12 protein-coding genes and 1 pseudogene are annotated in these 18,625 nt (G+C 34.7%); 5 read left to right on the forward strand and 8 right to left on the reverse strand.

Translation table 11 applies throughout. The annotated features are described in order from the left end of the window. Positions 1–141: 141 nt before the first annotated feature. Positions 142–2,311, forward strand: a pseudogene (locus tag A9G47_RS05880) (Tex family protein); the annotation flags it as partial. Positions 2,312–2,657: 346 nt separating this feature from the next. Then, positions 2,658–4,202 carry a hypothetical protein gene (locus tag A9G47_RS05885; protein WP_141674821.1) on the forward strand — a complete coding sequence of 515 codons (1,545 nt, stop codon included), beginning with the start codon at positions 2,658–2,660 and terminating at the stop codon, positions 4,200–4,202. Positions 4,203–4,401: 199 nt separating this feature from the next. Here A9G47_RS05885 and ushA read toward each other — a convergent pair whose 3' ends face one another. From ushA to A9G47_RS05925, 8 genes are all read right to left on the reverse strand, one after another. Beyond that, positions 4,402–6,084 carry a bifunctional UDP-sugar hydrolase/5'-nucleotidase UshA gene (gene ushA / locus A9G47_RS05890; protein ID WP_065642412.1) on the reverse strand — a complete coding sequence of 561 codons (1,683 nt, stop codon included), beginning with the start codon at positions 6,082–6,084 and terminating at the stop codon, positions 4,402–4,404. A 28-nt stretch (positions 6,085–6,112) separates the two neighbouring features. Beyond that, positions 6,113–7,414 carry a pyrimidine-nucleoside phosphorylase gene (locus tag A9G47_RS05895; protein WP_065568120.1) on the reverse strand — a complete coding sequence of 434 codons (1,302 nt, stop codon included), beginning with the start codon at positions 7,412–7,414 and terminating at the stop codon, positions 6,113–6,115. A gap of 173 nt (positions 7,415–7,587) precedes the next feature. Next, on the reverse strand, positions 7,588–7,992 hold the full coding sequence (locus A9G47_RS05900) for a cytidine deaminase (protein ID WP_442902724.1): 405 nt from the start codon (positions 7,990–7,992) through the stop codon (positions 7,588–7,590). Between the two features lie 23 nt (positions 7,993–8,015). Then, entirely contained in the window at positions 8,016–9,989 is a 1,974-nt protein-coding gene (locus A9G47_RS05905) for a bifunctional 2',3'-cyclic-nucleotide 2'-phosphodiesterase/3'-nucleotidase (RefSeq protein ID WP_065642413.1), read from the reverse strand. A gap of 25 nt (positions 9,990–10,014) precedes the next feature. Further along, positions 10,015–11,184, reverse strand: coding sequence for an adenosine deaminase (gene add, locus A9G47_RS05910; RefSeq protein WP_065642414.1), 1,170 nt, complete (start codon positions 11,182–11,184; stop codon positions 10,015–10,017). 374 nt (positions 11,185–11,558) lie between these two features. Continuing rightward, a complete protein-coding gene (locus A9G47_RS05915) occupies positions 11,559–12,800 on the reverse strand; it encodes a nucleoside permease (protein ID WP_065642415.1) in 1,242 nt (413 codons plus the stop codon). Positions 12,801–12,997: 197 nt separating this feature from the next. Next, positions 12,998–13,714, reverse strand: a complete 717-nt coding sequence (deoD, locus tag A9G47_RS05920) for a purine-nucleoside phosphorylase (protein WP_065568115.1) — start codon at positions 13,712–13,714, stop codon at positions 12,998–13,000. Positions 13,715–13,766: 52 nt separating this feature from the next. Further along, a complete protein-coding gene (locus tag A9G47_RS05925) occupies positions 13,767–14,996 on the reverse strand; it encodes a phosphopentomutase (RefSeq protein WP_065568114.1) in 1,230 nt (409 codons plus the stop codon). 429 nt (positions 14,997–15,425) lie between these two features. On the opposite strand from A9G47_RS05925, the gene murB reads away from it, so the two are divergent. The 3 genes from murB to birA are packed head-to-tail and all read left to right on the forward strand — an operon-like array spanning position 15,426 to position 18,564. Beyond that, a complete protein-coding gene (gene murB, locus A9G47_RS05930) occupies positions 15,426–16,436 on the forward strand; it encodes a UDP-N-acetylmuramate dehydrogenase (protein WP_065568113.1) in 1,011 nt (336 codons plus the stop codon). A gap of 57 nt (positions 16,437–16,493) precedes the next feature. Beyond that, a complete protein-coding gene (locus tag A9G47_RS05935; RefSeq protein ID WP_065642416.1) occupies positions 16,494–17,636 on the forward strand; it encodes an MFS transporter in 1,143 nt (380 codons plus the stop codon). Then, entirely contained in the window at positions 17,611–18,564 is a 954-nt protein-coding gene (gene birA, locus A9G47_RS05940) for a bifunctional biotin--[acetyl-CoA-carboxylase] ligase/biotin operon repressor BirA (RefSeq protein ID WP_065568111.1), read from the forward strand. Before A9G47_RS05935 ends, birA begins: the two co-directional genes overlap by 26 nt. Positions 18,565–18,625: the final 61 nt, after the last annotated feature.

Here is an 18,625-nt window from a genome sequence, read left to right on the forward strand (position 1 = left end):
GTTTTATTTAATATTCTTTTACGCAATAAAAATTAATGATAAGTCGTGCTATTTTTAGATAACTGATCAAATTCGTTAAATTGCAACAAAAACGAAGATAGGTATATAATTACCGCATGTTAAAAAATAGATAAAATAACCATGATTAATAAACAAATTAGCCATATTATAGCTAGTGAGCTGACGGTAAAACCAGAGCAAGTTTTAGCTGCAATCCAATTATTGGATGAAGGTAGTACCGTTCCATTTATTGCCCGTTATCGAAAAGAGGTGACAGGAGGCCTTGATGATACTCAATTACGCACTTTAGATAGCCGATTGAGCTATTTACGTGAACTTGAAGATCGCAAACAAACGATTTTAAAGTCAATTGAAGAACAAGGTAAATTAACACCAGAATTAAGCCAAAGTATCATACAAACGTTAAGTAAAACCGAACTTGAAGATCTTTATTTGCCTTATAAACCTAAGCGTCGTACTCGTGGTCAAATAGCTATTGAAGCGGGTCTTGAACCATTAGCTAATGACTTATGGCAAAACCCAATACTTGATCCTGAAATTGAAGCGGAAAAGTATATCAATTCGGACAAAGGTATTGCGGATACTAAATCTGCATTAGATGGCGCACGCTATATCTTAATGGAGCGATTTGCTGAAGATGCAGCATTACTGGCAAAAGTACGGCATTATCTTTGGAATAATGCGCATTTAGTTTCACAAGTGGTTAGAGGCAAAGAAGAAGAGGGCGCAAAATTTCGAGATTATTTTGCACAAAGTGAACTTATTTCAAAAGTGCCGTCTCATCGAGCTTTAGCGATGTTTCGCGGTCGAAATGAAGGCTTTTTACAACTTTCAATTAATGCTGATCCTCAATATGAAGAAGCACCAAAAGAAAGTTATTGTGAACAAATTATTACTGAGCATTTAGCGATACATTTCAATAATGATCCTGCTGACAAATGGCGTAAAGCTGTTATTAATTGGACATGGCGTATTAAAATTTTAATGCACATGGAAACCGAACTTATGACGACCCTACGTGAACGCGCTGAAGAAGAAGCGATTAACGTATTTGCCGCTAACTTGCATGACATGTTAATGGCTGCACCAGCGGGTATGAAAGTTACGATGGGGATGGATCCTGGATTAAGAACAGGGGTTAAAATTGCGGTTGTTGATGCGACAGGTAAATTAGTCGCAACTGAAACAATCTACCCACACACAGGGCAGGCCGATAAAGCCGCTATGCTAGTTGCAGCGCTTTGTATTAAATACCAAGTCGAATTAGTTGCTATTGGCAATGGTACTGCATCGCGCGAAACAGAACGCTTTTATCTTGATGTTCAAAAAAAATATCCAGAAGTTAAAGGGCAAAAGGTCATTGTTAGCGAAGCTGGAGCATCAGTTTATTCTGCATCTGAGCTTGCAGCACAAGAGTTCCCTGATCTTGATGTGTCGATCCGTGGTGCGGTATCAATTGCAAGGCGCTTACAAGATCCATTAGCCGAACTTGTTAAAATTGATCCTAAATCAATTGGCGTTGGTCAATACCAGCATGATGTCAGCCAAACGCAGCTTGCTAAAAAACTTGATGCCGTGGTTGAAGATGGTGTAAATGCGGTTGGTGTGAATTTGAATACTGCTTCGATGATGTTACTTGCGCGTATTGCTGGGCTTAATAAAGTTATTGCCAAAAATATTATTGATTGGCGTAATGAAAATGGTCAATTTACTGATCGTAAACAATTATTAAAAGTATCGCGTTTAGGCTCTAAAGCCTTTGAACAATGCGCTGGTTTTTTAAGAATTATGGATGGTAAAAACCCACTTGATGCATCAGCGGTTCATCCAGAGGCTTATCCTGTTGTTGAGCGAATTTTAGAAAAAAATCATAAATCTTTAAAAGAAATTTTAGGTGATACAAATTACTTAAAATCCCTTAAAGCGATAGATTATGTGGATGACCATTTTGGCGTTCCAACCGTCACAGATATTATTAAAGAGCTAGATAAACCAGGGCGAGATCCAAGACCTGAATTTAAAACAGCTCAGTTTGCAGATGATATCGAAACAATGGAAGATCTAAAACTGGGTATGATTATGGAAGGTACAGTAACCAATGTTACTAATTTTGGCGCATTTGTTGATATTGGCGTACACCAAGATGGCTTGGTACATATTTCAGCATTGTCAAACAAATTTGTTGATGATCCAAGAACTGTTGTAAAAGCTGGTGATATTGTTAAAGTGAAAGTGATTGAAGTAGATATTCCTCGCAAACGTATCGCTTTAACCATGCGTCTTGATGATCCTGCTTCATTAACTAAACAGGAAGATAATCGATCTTCTAAAAGTCGCTCACATACTAGCAAACAAAATAATACGCCATCATTAGGCAACAGCGCGATGGGGAACGCATTTGCTGCAGCGTTTAAAAACAATAAATAGGAAATATATTACAAATTAAGGGACGGTTGTCCCTATTTTTTTATCAAAGTTCTTCCCATATTATATAGCTATTTGAATATTGCTCTAGAGCAGATAAGCAAAATGAACAAACTTATCACTTTACCTAAATCATGTTACAATCAAAAATAGATTATTTCTTAAAAGATTTATCAGAAATAAAAGTAATAGGAAAAGGGCTATCAAAAACAATGAAAAAATATTTTAATGTTGTTCCACTGACATTATTAGTTATGCTGTCAGGATGTGATAAAAGCAAAGTAAAATTAACGGAAGAAATTAGAACAACACTGGAAGATCAAGACAAACCAATTTGTTTTTATCTAGGGAAAGTAACATTCCCTTATCTGAAAAAAAATCTCAGTTACCCAGCAAACACACGAGCGGAAGTGTGGGTAAACAACGAATTAAATCGGCGATTAGAAGTTTTTACAAGCTTAGGTTTGTTAAACCGTTCATTAGATGCTGACAACCAGACCACAGCCTATCAATTAGCTAAATTAAATAGTGATACAAAATTTAAAAAAGGTAGTTTTTGTTTTGGACAAGTGACTTTAGATAAACTATTTTTTTTAGATATTAGCAATAACGTAAATTTATTTGCAACAGTCACTTATAATATTGAACAAATTCCTTCTTGGGTTAATAGTGATATTTTTAAACAATATTTTTATGCCGGAGAGTTAGACGAAAATAAAAAAAATACGCATTTTACCTATAGCTACCCTGAACTCATCAATGGGCAATTTCCAAACCAAATATCGTCTAGTATAAAGTTAGCGAAACTGGTCAATGGTGAGTTTATCTTTGATAACGATGATTCGATAATGCAGTCATTTTTTTATAGTAAAGATGATAATAAATGGGATCAGGAACATTTCACTTATGCATATTACGACAAAGAAAAAGTAGCTAAAATAAGGAAATATTTTTTTTCATATAATCAAATTATTAACGATTGGGGTATAGAATCGGATCCCGTATTATTTGCAAAAACAAATCCTTCAGAAAATTTAGCCCGCTCAACTAACCAAGTTGTAATGTATTACTATTTTGATCATGCCATTACCGAAAATCGTATTAAGTCGGCAACAGGCAATATAAAAAATAAGTTATTGGGTCAATACCAAAATTTGCTAGGTAATGGCGACAGCTCTATTTTTGAAATGAATTTTGATGATAGAGGGTTAGTTACTTCTTTTATTGAGACAATTAAAAGTTATAATTATGGACTGGAGCGTAGTATTGTCGCTTCTGATGATTTAGAAACAGAAAGAACAAGCTGGAAATTTTATGATTATTTTACTATGTCTTTGCCTAGCCAGAATCAAAATTATCTTAATCCGTTTGCAACAGATAATTATAAGAAAACCGATTTATTTGATATTTTCCAAACAGACCACAGAACGAAATTTGTCCAAACAATGGAGGGGGTAGATAAACTTCGTTCAGTTTTTGTCGGCTACGATGATGAAGATAAGATACTATTTTTTGATAATAATATGACATTTCAATATAATAATAAAAATCAGTTGATTTCTAGAGTGATCGATAATGGCATATATACTATGGAGTATAATAAACAAGGTCAGCTGATCAATTTAAAAAAATATTTTGATATAAAAAAGAAAGCAATTCTTGAGTGTCAATTTTCTAAACATAATGAAAAAGGTGACTGGATAGTTAAAGAGTGTAATGATAACAAGATAACCACACGAACTATTGAATATTATTAATAAATTTAATGATATTCGATATAGAAATCATCCACATTATCAAACATCACAAAAAACTGTAGTGCCAACAATGAGGTATAAGCCTTGAACACAGGCACTACAGCTGCGTTAGCTTAATTACTATTACCGAATAATATAGTAATTATTTTCGAGCAATGTGTCCCTAATAAATGTTTACGTTTAAACTTTCCTAAATAATTTAGTTATTTATAAATTGTGTTGGTTCATAATCAGATGCCTTAATTGGCGAATGTTTTTCAAAATACTGTTTTACTACATCAGCATCACGATAACCCGTATCAACATAAGTTGGTGAAGTATTGGTTATTGGGTAACCATCACCACCAGCAGCTAAAAAGTCTAGCGTAACTATGCGATATGATTTTTGTAAATCGATAGGTTCATTTTTAATTTTTATATCTTCAATGTTATTGTTTGATCGTGTCAAGGTGATATTTTTCATATGCGCATATCCGCCAGAACCTGGTTTTTTGTTAAGCGCTACTTTAAGATAATCAATTAATTCACTACCAGTCAGATCAAAATAAACAACGTTATTACCAAAAGGCTCAACTTTTAAAATATCGCGATAAGTAATATTACCTTCAATTAATGAATCGCGAATCATACCACCTGACATAATCCCCATATCAGCACTGGTTTTTTCAATAAAAGCGCTAAGCAATAATTGTCCCATATTGCTTTGTTGATATCTTACAATATTACGATCACCTTCAAGTCGGCCGGATAACTCTCCGCTTTTAATTATTAAGTGTTGCTTTCCTTGTTCTTGATAAGGCTTTAGATTTTCGAGTAATTTTTTATCTTGTAATATCTCTTCACTGTAATATTCGAGGCGTTTTGTACCATCGCCATTATCAACTTCTTTTTTTAAATTGATAGGGATTAGTTGATAATTTTGCAAAGTTATTTTGCCGTTTAAAAAGGTAAAATCTGCACGCCCAACATATTTACCCCATTCATGCGCTTGAACAATCCAAGTCCCGTTTTGCTGATCGGGTGCACAAGGGGTTCCTGGGACATATTCGGTAATGCGCTTATTTGGACTTGCCATACAAACGGGATTTTGTGAATGACCACCCACAATCATATCTAATTCACCACTTTTTAACCCGCGGGCTAATTCAACATCTCCAGGCGCCATTGAACCATGTTCGCCATTTTCATAATGTCCCATATGCGTTAAAGCAATAATCATATCAGGATGTTCCATCTTTTTTATCTGAGCTATAATTTTTTGCGCCTCGGGTAAGGTTTTATGAAATTCAATGCCATCAGTATTTTTAGGTGAAGCTAAAAAAGTTGTATCATCCGTGGTTAATCCAAATACTGCCACTTTAATACCATTTAAATCAAATGTTGTGTAGGCATCAAAAACGCGATTATCGGTGCCTTTAAAGTAAGTATTTGCAGATAGAAAAGGAAAATTTGCCCATCTTTGTTGTTCACGAATAATCGTTAAAGGGTGATCAAATTCATGATTACCCACAGCCATCGCATTGTAGCCAATTTCATTCATACCTAAAAAATCAGGTTTTGCTTGAAGCACATCGGATTCAGGAACGCCAGTATTAATATCACCGCCAGATAGAAGCAACAATTTTCCGCCTTTAGCAGCTACCTCCTTTCTTATTTTATCAACGACTGTTTTTTGTGCAGCAAGTCCATATTCACCAATATCATTTTGCCAAAAACGACCGTGGTGATCGTTAGTATGTAAAATAGTAAATTGATAAATTGTGTTCTTTTCCCAAGTGGGTGTTGTTTGTTTTTTGTTCGAAACAGTCGCTATAACATTAGCTGAAAACATACTCAAAACAACAAGTAGTGATATTTTTTTATTTAATTTTGGCTGAAACATGGTTCCTCCTAAATCCTTATTATAATGACTACTCCGTAATCACTTTATAAATCAATTGTGGCTCGCTTGCACTATCACTAACAATAATATTGTCATACAATTTTTGTTTGATTGCATCAAGCTTATCAGTATTGGCATGAATCGTTAATAAAGCTTCACCCTCATCAACTTTATCGCCGACTTTTTTATGTAATACGATTCCAACCGCTGGATCGATGATATCATCTTTGGTTGCTCGCCCCGCGCCTAATTGCATTGCAACAATGCCAATTTGATCCGCAATAATCTTTGTAATGTAGCCTGATTTTTGCGCAGGTAGTGCGATTTGGTATGGCGCGCTTGCTAATTTTTCAGGATGATCAACAACCGAGCTATCACCACCTTGCGCTTCAATTAAGGTTTTAAATTTTTCAATTGCTTTACCATTTTTTATGACCTCTTGCAGTTTAGCTCTGGCTTCTTCTAATGTTTTCGCTTTGTTGGCAAGCACAACCATTTGGCTACCTAATGTTAAAACTAGCTCAGTTAAATCAGCAGGACCTTTACCTTTCAAAGTATCAATCGCTTCTTTTATTTCAAGTGCATTACCAATTGCAAAACCAAGTGGTTGTGACATATCTGAAATAATAGCCATGGTTCTGCGACCAATTTGGTTACCGATATTGACCATTTCGTGAGCTAAATTTTCTGAATCAGCCATATTTTTCATTAGTGCGCCATCACCGGTTTTAACATCAAGCACAATAGCATCAGCACCAGCAGCTAATTTTTTACTCATAATTGAGCTTGCAATAAGTGGAATAGAATTAACGGTGCCAGTTACGTCACGTAGTGAATAGAGCTTTTTATCGGCTGGTGTTAAATTACCTGACTGACCAATTACTGCTAAACCCTTGGTATTCACCTGATTAATAAAATCTTGTTTGCTTAATTCTATTTTGAATCCCGCAATCGACTCAAATTTATCGGTGGTGCCACCAGTATGCCCAAGTCCACGCCCTGACATTTTAGCGACCGGTACATCTAATGCTGCAACTAAAGGAGCAAGTACTAATGTTGTGGTATCACCCACACCACCAGTTGAATGTTTATCGACCTTAATTCCTTTTATTGATGATAGGTCAACAGTATCACCTGAATACATCATGGCACTGGTTAAATCCGCACATTCTTTTGATGTCATACCTTGATAATAAATTGCCATTAATAAAGCGCTAACTTGGTAATCAGGGATAGTACCATTAGTGTAATTAGTAATAAAAAATTGAATTTCGTCTGTGGTTAATGCATGTCCATCACGTTTTTTTTCAATAATATCTACAAATCTCATTATTCGTCTCTCTTAATATCAATAAATTAGGATTATATTCTTCTCATCCATAATTTGGCTTGATGAGAAGGCTAATCCTAGCTAACAATAAGTATCAATTTCTTTTTATTTTTAATTGCGTTCAATTTTAACTATTTTCAATATAGCTAAAATTACATTGCTCACAAGCAAAACTAATCTAAATCACTTGGCGAAAAAGACCAAGGTAACAATTCACCAACAGTGGTTTCTTGGATTTTACCTTGCATATTCGTTAAAATAACTGGCATATCTTTAGCACAAAACTCACTGATTACTTGACGGCAAGCTCCACAAGGTGAAATTGGACCGTCAGTATCACCAATTACCACTAATTTTTTAAATTTTCTTTTACCTTCTGAAACTGCTTTAAAAATAGCGGTGCGTTCTGCACAATTGGCTAGGCCATAAGAGGCATTTTCAACATTGCAACCTAAAATCGCCTCATCATCTTCAGTGATTAATACTGCACCAACCTGAAATTTGGAGTAAGGAACATAAGCTTTAGAGCGAGCAGTTTTAGCGAGTTCAATGAGTTTTTCAATTTTCATATTGAGAATCCTTTGTTTCGTAATAATATTAATTAAATTTTAGGTTGAGCGTTAGCTGATGACTGTAAATCTAATCGATAAACACCAAAACCTAATTTATCTTTTTCGATAAATTCAGTAGGGTATAGTGAATGTTTTTCAATATAAGTTTTAGCTTCATCTGTTGGAGATGATTCAAAACGAATATCTAATTTGGTATCACTCGATATTGGCGCAATTTGCCAGTTGTTATCAACAATAACATTGACCGATCCTTCTTGTTTAGTAACCTTAGTGATATAAGCTGACAGGATCACTCTTAAATCATCCGGTGAATTAAATTTAACATTTTTTTCACCAGTACCTGGGAATATGCCGCTATAAGCTCGATAATTATTTGTAGCAATTAAAAACATTTGATTAGGATCAAGTGGTTTGTGTTGGTAAGTCAGATTAGTTATTCTTTCAGATGTTGGATTGATTAACTGGCAGTTAGCATCATAACGTGGAGGCTTGGTGATATCAATTTGATAATTTACACCATCAATTGTATCAAAATTATAGGTTCTAAATTTATCCCAATTAATTAGGTATTGTGGATTTGCTGTATGAATATCTATTTGGTTATACATACCCGCAGAACATTCAAGCCATTCTTTTACATTTTTGCCTGTAATTTTAATCACAGATAAAATATTAGGATACAGATAGATATCTGCTGCATTTCTAAAGGTAAGATCACCCTTTTTTACATCAACAAAAGCGCTTGGATCGTTTTTTCTGCCACCAGCTTTAAATGGTGCAATAGCTGATAAAACTGGCAGGCCATCCAGATCTGGATCGCCTTGAATAAATTGCTTAACGTAATCGGTTTGTGCATCATTAATAATTTGTAAGGCAGATGTATCTTCGACTAGCGCTGAATAGCTAGTAATATCGGTTGAAACTTTACCAATAGGTTTACTTACAAATTTACGCGTACCTTGGTGGTCTGTTGTTAGAATATCAACGAGTTTTTGATCAGCTTCAACTAAGGCTTTTTTATTCGTTTGGTCATAAATCGGCCGTGCTTCAGATTTCCCTGAAATAGCTTGCCAATTGGATTTATCTCCCGTTAGAACTAAATCCACTACGCCTAAATGGCTTCCCCATTGTCCTGGCATGACCGCGGGAACATGATTGATATTTCCTGTTTTTATATCAGTATTAGGCAGTGATTTAAATTCTTCACTTGGGAAGACGCCATGTGAGTGACCAAACATAATTGCATTAATTCCCTCTACTTGGCTTAAGTAATAAACCGAATTTTCAGCTAACGCTTTATAAGGTTCAGCCGACACGCCAGAGTGTGGAATTGCAATAATGACATCAGCGCCTTGTTTTTTCATTTCCGGTACTAGTAATTTAGCGGTTTCGGTAATATCTTTGACAACAACTTTGCCATTAAGGTTAAGTTTGTCCCATTGCATAATTTGTGGCGGGACAAAACCGATATAACCAATTTTGATAGTATGCTTATTATCATCTCTATCAATAACAGGAGTATCTACAATAATATATTGCTTGAAATATGGCTTATTGGTTTTAGCATCATAAACATTGGCATTAATGTAAGGAAATTTAGCTCCAGAAAGGCTTTTTTTCAGAAATTCCAATCCAAAATTAAATTCGTGGTTACCAATATTACCAACAACATAATCAAGGGTATTGAGTGCTTTATATACTGGGTGTATCTCGCCCTCACTCAGGCCTTTATCAACTGCATAATCAGCCATTGGGCTACCTTGAATTAAATCGCCATTATCAACAAGAACACTATTTTTTACTTCGCTTCTTGCTTGATGAATTAAATTGGCAGTTTTAACTAACCCATATGAATCAATAGTTTGATCTTTAAAATAATCATAATTCATCATATTGCCGTGTAAATCAGTCGTTTCGATAACTCTTAAATCGACTGTTGCAGCATTAACAGCACCAGATATAAATAGGGGTAAAAAACTTAGGGCTAACTTATTTTTTTTCATGTAAATCTCCAAATATTCTGATGAGTTAATTAATGGGGATAGCTAATAATAATTTTTGATATGTTAAAAAACGCTCAATGATTGCTGGATGATATTTTTTATCATGAATAAATTTTTTCAGTAATTTTCTATCATCCGAGGTAAAGTATGAGAGTGCCAAATTCATTAAACGAACTCTAATAGGCTCATCAACAAAAGCTGCTTGGATACCACATAGTGTTATATCAAGCAATTCTAATCGCGAAAAAGAAAATATCGATTGAGCAATATGGTATTCTTTTTCAATGTCGGTACCAAAAATTCCGGCATCATCCGTGTTAAGAGTAATGCGAACACCTTGGTCATACAGTTGTCTAATTGGATGATTAAGTATATCACCCTGTAATTTATTCACTAAAATACGATTGCTGGTGAGAGCAATTTCTAAAGTGATTTTGTTATCAACTAATTGCTTAATCAATGTATCATCTTCAATAGCAGCAATACCGTGCCCAATTCGATTTGCGCCATGTTTTAGCGCTTGAATAATACTTTCCGCTGAGTCAATTTCACCAGCATGGTAAGATTTTTTTAAATTTAATTCAGAAGCAAGTTGATGAGCCTTTTTAAAATCATCAAAATGTCCTGCTTTCTCATTGCCAGCAATATTAAATCCAGTAATAAATGGATGATAATTATTTTCAATAAAACGCAGTGTATCATGCACCACATCGGCGCCAAGGTGTCGTACGCCAATTACATGGTACCTAACGGTAATATTATGCTCTTTTTGAACATCAATAATTGCTTTATCCATTTGATTAAGAGTTTGTTGAAATCTTTCTTTGTCCCAAACAACTTTTCCTTGTCTTTCTGTTGCGCAAATATGATAGGGCGACAAGAACAGTTCACAATAGATTAACCCTTGCTTGGCATTTCTGCTTAAAAAATCGTAAGTAATCAGGTAATAATCGTCAGGATGTTTAACAAAACTCGAAACAGTGTCATAAGTTTGAATAAATGAAACAAAGTCGGATTCATCATAGTTATATCGACCATTTTTATACTCGGTCGCATCATATTCGCCTTGTTGATAACATAATGAATCAGGGAAAGTTAAATGATTTTTATTGGCTAATTTTTTAGCCATAAAGGGAGTAATACTGCCTTCGACATGCTCATGAAGTATAACTTTGGGGTTTATGTGTTTATTCATCTTGTTCTAATCTGCTTAAATACGCTTATTAAGGTACTTGTAATAGTGATTATTAATCAACTGGCAAACGTATCAAATACCAGAATTGATACACTTATTATAAGCATTTTATGCTATTTTGATAAGATACTTGTTTTCCATACCTTTGTTTCCTATCAATTTATTTTCTATACATTTTGTGCAATTTATCGATTTTCTGTGAGGCCGATAACATTTTGTCGCAATCAGGAATTAGGCAACAATTAATCTGTTGCCTATTTATAGAACAAATTATTAGTAGAATAATCTAACTTATCTATCTATTTCAACATTAACTAGGTAGTTAATGTGAAACTCACATTATTGGACGTTAATGCCAATTCACCGCTTGATTTTTAGGCTAATTTTTTATCAGTGGCATCATTTTTGAAAATAAAAACAAAAACAATTGCAAGCACTAATGAATAGCCCGCAAATATAAGCCAAACAGAATGCCAATCTACAATTTTTTCTATTGTATAGTAATTAACCACAAAACCACTAGCCATGGTACCAATATAAGCACCAATACCATTTGTCATCATCATAAATAGCCCTTGTGCACTATTACGGATATCTGATGAAACAGTCTTATCTACATACATGGAGCCTGAAATATTATAGAAGTCAAAAGCACAACCATAAACAATCATTGAAAGCAGTAGCAATACAAAACCGACAGGAGATGGATCACCATAAGCAAATAATCCAAAACGAGCTACCCAAGCAAATATACTAATCAGCATGACATATTTGATACCTAGGCGTTTCATGAAGAAAGGCACAAATAAGATAAAGACGACTTCTGATATTTGCGAAATAGAAAGTAATACAGCAGGATATTGAATAACTAAACTATCTTTAAATTCAGCAGCATTATCAAAGCTATGTAAGAAACTATTACCAAACGTGTTGGTAATTTGTAAGATTCCGCCTAACAAAGCCGCAAACAGAAAAAAAACAAACATTTTAGGTTGTTTAAATAATACAAAGGCATCTAATCCTAAAGAGCTAATCAGTGATTTTTCTTTACTGCTATTTTGTGATGTAGGAATAAAAGGCAGTGTTAACGAGTAAAGGCTAAGTAAAATAGAACCTATTGCAGCAATGTAAAGTTGCATACTGCTTGATTCTAATTTTAAGAAACTAACTAGCCACATAGCGATAATAAAACCGACTGTACCATATATCCTAATTTTAGGGAATTGACCAATAACATCAAGGCCTTGAGAGTTTAAACATGAGTAAGCAATTGAATTGGAAATAGCGATAGTCGGCATGAAAGCTAAGCAGTGAATTAACATGACAATTGTCATCATCACCGGTGTTGTCATAAACGCGGCGATAGCTAATGTTATAGCACCAATCAAGTGGCAAATAATATAAAGGCGATTGGCCGGTATCCATCTATCAGCAATAATTCCCATTAAACTTGGCATAATTAATGAGGCTATCGCTATTGAGCTATATACTGAAGCGACTTCAATGCTAGTAAAATTTAATTGGTGCTCTAGATAATAATTTAAAGTTATTAACCAGCTCCCCCAGATGAAGAATTGCAAGAAAAATATAACTTTAAGCTGTAACTTAATATTCATTTATGGTTCCTTATTAAATGAGATCTTCTCTACTATTAGATAAAAATTAATGAATAAATAAAAATTTGTTATCGCTATTAAAAACTAGCTATAACGCTAAAAATATTCACGTTTAAAGCTGTTGGTTTACAGCTAATGCGACAATTAGTTGGTTTGTTTTTAACCTAAAAAAAATGGCAGAAATTCTGCCATTAATTTTAATTTGAATTAAGTAATACCGATTCTAACGCAACATTAATCATATTTTTAAAGCCTAATTGTCGCTCTTCTGCCGACATTGCTTCGCCTTTTCGTATGTGGTCAGATACTGTACAAATTGTTAATGCTTTAGCTCCATATTCACTAGCCACACCATAAATGCCCGCTGCTTCCATTTCAACGCCTAAAATATTGTACTTTTCCATAATATCAAACATATCAGGTTCAACACTATAAAACAGATCGGCAGAAAAAAGATTGCCAACTTTAACATTTACGCCTAAGTTTTTAGCAGCATTAACGGCATTGCAAGTCAAACCAAAATCGGCGATAGCGGCAAAATCGTGATCTTTAAAACGTAAACGATTGACTTTTGAATCGGTACAAGCACCTAAGCCAATAACAACATCACCAAGATTAACATCAGGACTGATTGCGCCACACGAACCGATACGAATGATATTTTTAACACCATAAAATTTGATCAATTCGGTTGTATATATAGAACAAGATGGAATCCCCATACCATGTCCCATAACAGAAACTTGCTTACCTTTATAGTGGCCTGTAAAACCAAGCATTCCTCTTACATTAGTCACTTCTTTTGCATTTTCTAAAAAAGTTTCGGCAATAAACTTAGCTCGCAATGGATCGCCAGGCATTAATACCGTTTGAGCAAAAGCATTATCGGTGGCGTTAATATGTGGGGTAGGCATTTAACTCTCCTCAATTTATTACTAAAAATGTACTACACTAACTAAAAAATCGTTATTTACGAATAAATGATTTGCCATAATCCATTGGTGACAAATCAAAGTAATCAGCAACACTTTGCCCAATATCTGCAAATGTCTCTCGATGCCCCAAAGATCCAACAGGCACGCTATCACCGTAAACGATGACGGGAATATGTTCACGAGTATGATCGGTTCCTGGCCAAGTTGGATCACAACCATGATCGGCACTGATAATAAGCAGATCACCAGGCTTAATAAGTGCTAACATTTCAGGAAGGCGACTATCAAAATATTCTAATGCGGCAGCATAACCCGATACATCTCGTCTGTGCCCGTAAGAGGAGTCAAAGTCAACAAAATTAGTAAATACAATCGTGTTATCTTTAGCTTGTTTTATTTCTTCAAGCGATGAATTAAATAGTGCTTCAAGACCAGTTGCTTTCACTTTTTTGGTAATACCAACTTGTGCATAAATATCAGCAATTTTACCGATTGACACAACGGTACCTTGTTTTTCATCGACTAGCTTCTTAATCATTGTTGGTGCTGGTGGCTCAACTGCTAAATCATGGCGATTACCTGTACGTACAAATTCGCCTGACTTATTGCCTAAAAATGGGCGAGCAATAACTCGACCGATATTATAATTGCCTTTGTTAAGCTCATCACGAGCAATTTCACAAACTTCATAAAGCTTATCTAAACCAAATGTTTCCTCATGACAGGCAATTTGGAATACAGAATCAGCAGAAGTATAAAAAATAGGTTTTCCTGAAGCCATATGTTCTTCACCAAGCTCATCAAGAATAATTGTGCCTGAAGAGTGACAATTACCAAGGTAGCCAGGGAGTTTTGCTCGAGAAATAATTTTATTTAAAAGATCTTGAGGAAAGCTGTTAGTTGTATTTGTAAAATAGCCCCAGTCAAAAAGTACGGGCACACCAGCTATTTCCCAATGCCCTGATGGTGTATCTTTACCAGAAGAAATTTCGCTAGCATAACCATATGCGCCAATAATTTCGCTTTCAGTTTTCATGTCTTTAGGATATTGACCAGTTGATTCATATGCCGCTTCTATTAAACCTAATTTGCTTAAATTAGGCAATTTTAATGGGCCGCTACGACCGTGCTCTGCTTTACCTAAAGCACAAGCTTCAGCAATATGACCTAAAGTATTAGCGCCTTCATCACCATATTTTTTTGCATCCTCAGCGCCACCGATCCCAAACGAATCTAGGATCATAATAAAAACTCTTTTCATAATTTCCTCTAACTCATAAGCAATGTAATCAATAATAGCTAGTTAAATAATAATCACTGCATTTTGTGCTGACTAAATAAGTTGATTATAATTTATAAAAACATTATTCAGCTAGTTATAATACACGATAACAAAAAACAAAAAAGATTTAAGCGCTACTTTAGGCGAATATTTGCTTAAATAGAGCAAGGAATTTGATCTTAGTCATACTTTTGAAATAAAAATGCGAATAAACCTGTTTTTATTGAACTGATTCAATAGCAAATTTATACAAATTCTGCGCAACCCACGCTTAAATAATTAATAAAATAAGATTACCCAATGTGGTAATATAGTTGCTAAATACGAAAAATTCCAAGCTATAAAAAAATAACACATAAAATAGGTTCATTTTTGGGCATATATACAAAAATAAAAAGGTAGTTATCAATGAAACAAAAAATTCCTAACACTTTTGGTCTTACTGTTTTTGCACTAAAAGTTATTACTGTAACCACCGTTGAGCAATTACAACAAGTTTGGCAAGATAACTCCCAAAATTTGCCCATTATGATTATTGGTGAAGGTAGTAATTCGCTTTTTACTTGTGACTTTGATGGTATTGTTATTGTTAATCGAATCAAAGGGATGACCATAACCGAAACTGAACAAGCATGGCATTTAAAAGTGGGGGCTGGTGAAATTTGGCACGATTTAGTGTCAACAACTATCGAACAAAATATATCAGGGCTAGAAAACCTTGCATTGATTCCTGGTTGTGTTGGATCAGCGCCCATTCAAAATATTGGCGCTTACGGTGTTGAATTTCAAAAAGTTGCTGATTATGTGGAACTGCTTGAGCTTGCTACAGGTAAAATTATCACTGTCACCGATGGTCAATATGGATATCGTGAAAGTATCTTCAAAAAAGCGTATTTGCAAGGCTATGCGGTTATTAATGTCGGAATCAAGTTACCAAAAGATTGGCAACCAGTTTTAACTTATGGAGAATTACAAAACTTTGACCCTAAAAGTGTTACGGCAAAAATAATATTTGATAAAGTGTGTGACATTCGGCGCAGTAAATTGCCCGATCCAAAAGTGCTTGGCAATGGAGGCAGTTTTTTTAAAAATCCTGTAGTCGATAAAATTGTGGCAGACAAGCTACTTGAAATTTATCCAAACATGCCAATATATCCACAAGATCATCATCAAACAAAATTAGCCGCTGGCTGGCTTATTGAGCAATGTGATCTAAAAGGATATCAAATAGGTGGTGCTGCTGTGCATCAACAACAAGCGTTGGTATTAGTTAATAAAAGTCACGCAACAGCGGAAGATGTGGTTGAATTAGCACGCTTTATTAAAAAAAGCGTTTTACAAAAGTTCTTGGTGAATTTATCGCCAGAAATCCGGTTTATCGGCAACACGGGCGAAATTGATGCAGACAATTATTTGTAATTAGCAAAAATTATAATTGATTGCAAATTTAGTCCATAAATTAAACTCAATAACACTATGAAACGTTCGTATTCATTTCCGATTTTATTAACTAGTTTACTCTTTGTGACAATCTCATTGTCAGCATTAAATACGCAAGTGCCGCTGTGGTTAGTGCGTAATGAGTTTTCGCTCGGGCAAATTGGTTTTGTGGGTTCAAGTTATTTTACTGGCAACTTGATTGGTACTATTTTTGCCAACTGGTTTATTAGTAAATTCAATGCTCGTTACACATACACTTATAGTTGCATTATTTTTGCAATAGCAACAATTGGCCTAGGTTTTTCAATGAATTTTTATAGCTGGATAGTGTGGCGGTTTTTTATTGGCATTGCTTGTGCTGTCACTTGGGTAGTCATTGAAAGTTGCATATTAGTTACTGGCAGTGTGCGTACTCGCGGTAAAATGCTGGCAGTTTATTTAACTACTTACTATTTAGGAACAGTTCTTGGGCAGGCTCTATTACAGTACTTTCCACAAGATGTATTGTATTTTGGATTGGTTATTACATTATTAATGGGATTAGCAATTTTATTTATTTTGCTCACTCATTATAAATTACCAAAAAGAAAGAGCAGCAGTTTTAATATCATGCCAATGATATTAAATAAACCTTCACGTATTGGGCTTATTGGTTGCGTTATTGCAGGTATGTTAATTGGATCGTTATATTCGCTCTTACCCGTTTATTATTCGCATCTAGGTTATAGTGATATTCAAGTTGCTAATTGGATGATTTTACTTATTCTATCTGGAGTGGCTGCGCAAATGCCTGCTAACTGGTGTGCTGATAAATTTGGGCGGCAAATTATATTGCTGGTTGAGTCATTGTTAATGCTAACCGCATGCGTAATGCTAATATTTAATTGGTTTGGTGTTTTTGCGATTATTTTATTAGGTGCAACCATTTACACTATTTATCCAATATCCATGGCTTGGGCCTGTTCGTGTGTAAAAAAACAAAATATTGTGGCGATGAATCAAGCTATGCTGTTGACCAATACCTTGGGTAGCTTGATTGCTCCTGCACTAATAGCACTTATTATGGATAAAACCAGTAATGCTTATTTATTTGTCAGTTTTGCTATAATTTCGTTATACTTCATAATCTTGTTAGCTAAAAAAAGAGGAACGGATGCGCAGTTACAAAAATCCACTTAAATTAATTGAAATACTCTCTGATGGACAGTTTCATTCAGGCGAAGAGTTGGCAGATGTATTTGGTATAACTCGCGCTGGTATTAATAAATATATTAAACAGCTGCGTGAATGGGGAATAGCGCTAACGTCAGTACAAGGCAAAGGTTATTGCCTTGCATCTCCTCTCGATTTACTCAATAAAGCTAAAATTGACCAGTATTACCAGTCAAATAGTCATTGCGAAATATTGCCAATTATTGATTCGACTAACCAATATCTGCTCGATCGCATTGATCAACTCACGTCTGGTAATTGCTGCGCAGCTGAATTTCAATCAAAAGCGAGAGGAAGACGAGGACGTAAATGGTTTTCTCCGTTTGGTAGTAATATTTACTTTTCGATGTATTGGCGGTTAGATCAAGGTATAGCGGCAGCAATGGGGCTAAGTTTAGTTGTTGGTATCGTTATTGCAGACACTTTACGTGCATTATCAGGTCAAGATATCAAAGTTAAATGGCCAAATGACCTTTATCTTAATGATCAAAAGCTAGCAGGTATTTTAGTTGAATTAGCAGGGAAAACGGGGGATTGTGCTCATGTTGTCATTGGTGTTGGTGTCAATTTAACTATGACTAATCCAGATATTAATATTGTTAACCAAAAATGGGCTAATTTAGGTAATATTAATCGTAATTTGTTAGTTGCACAGATTGCTAAGGCCTTAAAAAGTAAATTAACGGAATTTGAAAAATATGGTTTAACGCCATTTATTAACGATTGGAATAGATTAGACAACTTTACTAATCGTCCAATAAAACTATTAATTGGCGAAAACATCATTCGTGGGGTTGCTAAAGGCATCAATGAGCAAGGCGCCCTAATGTTAGAAAAAAATGGTAAAATCGACGCTTATATTGGTGGTGAAATATCTTTAAGAAGTGATGAATGATAATTTTCAAAAAACATGAGAAACCTATTCCACTTTTTTTAAGCGAAATAGGTTAAATAAT

Source organism: Gilliamella sp. WF3-4, from assembly GCF_001690275.1.
Taxonomy (GTDB): domain Bacteria; phylum Pseudomonadota; class Gammaproteobacteria; order Enterobacterales; family Orbaceae; genus Gilliamella; species Gilliamella apicola_C.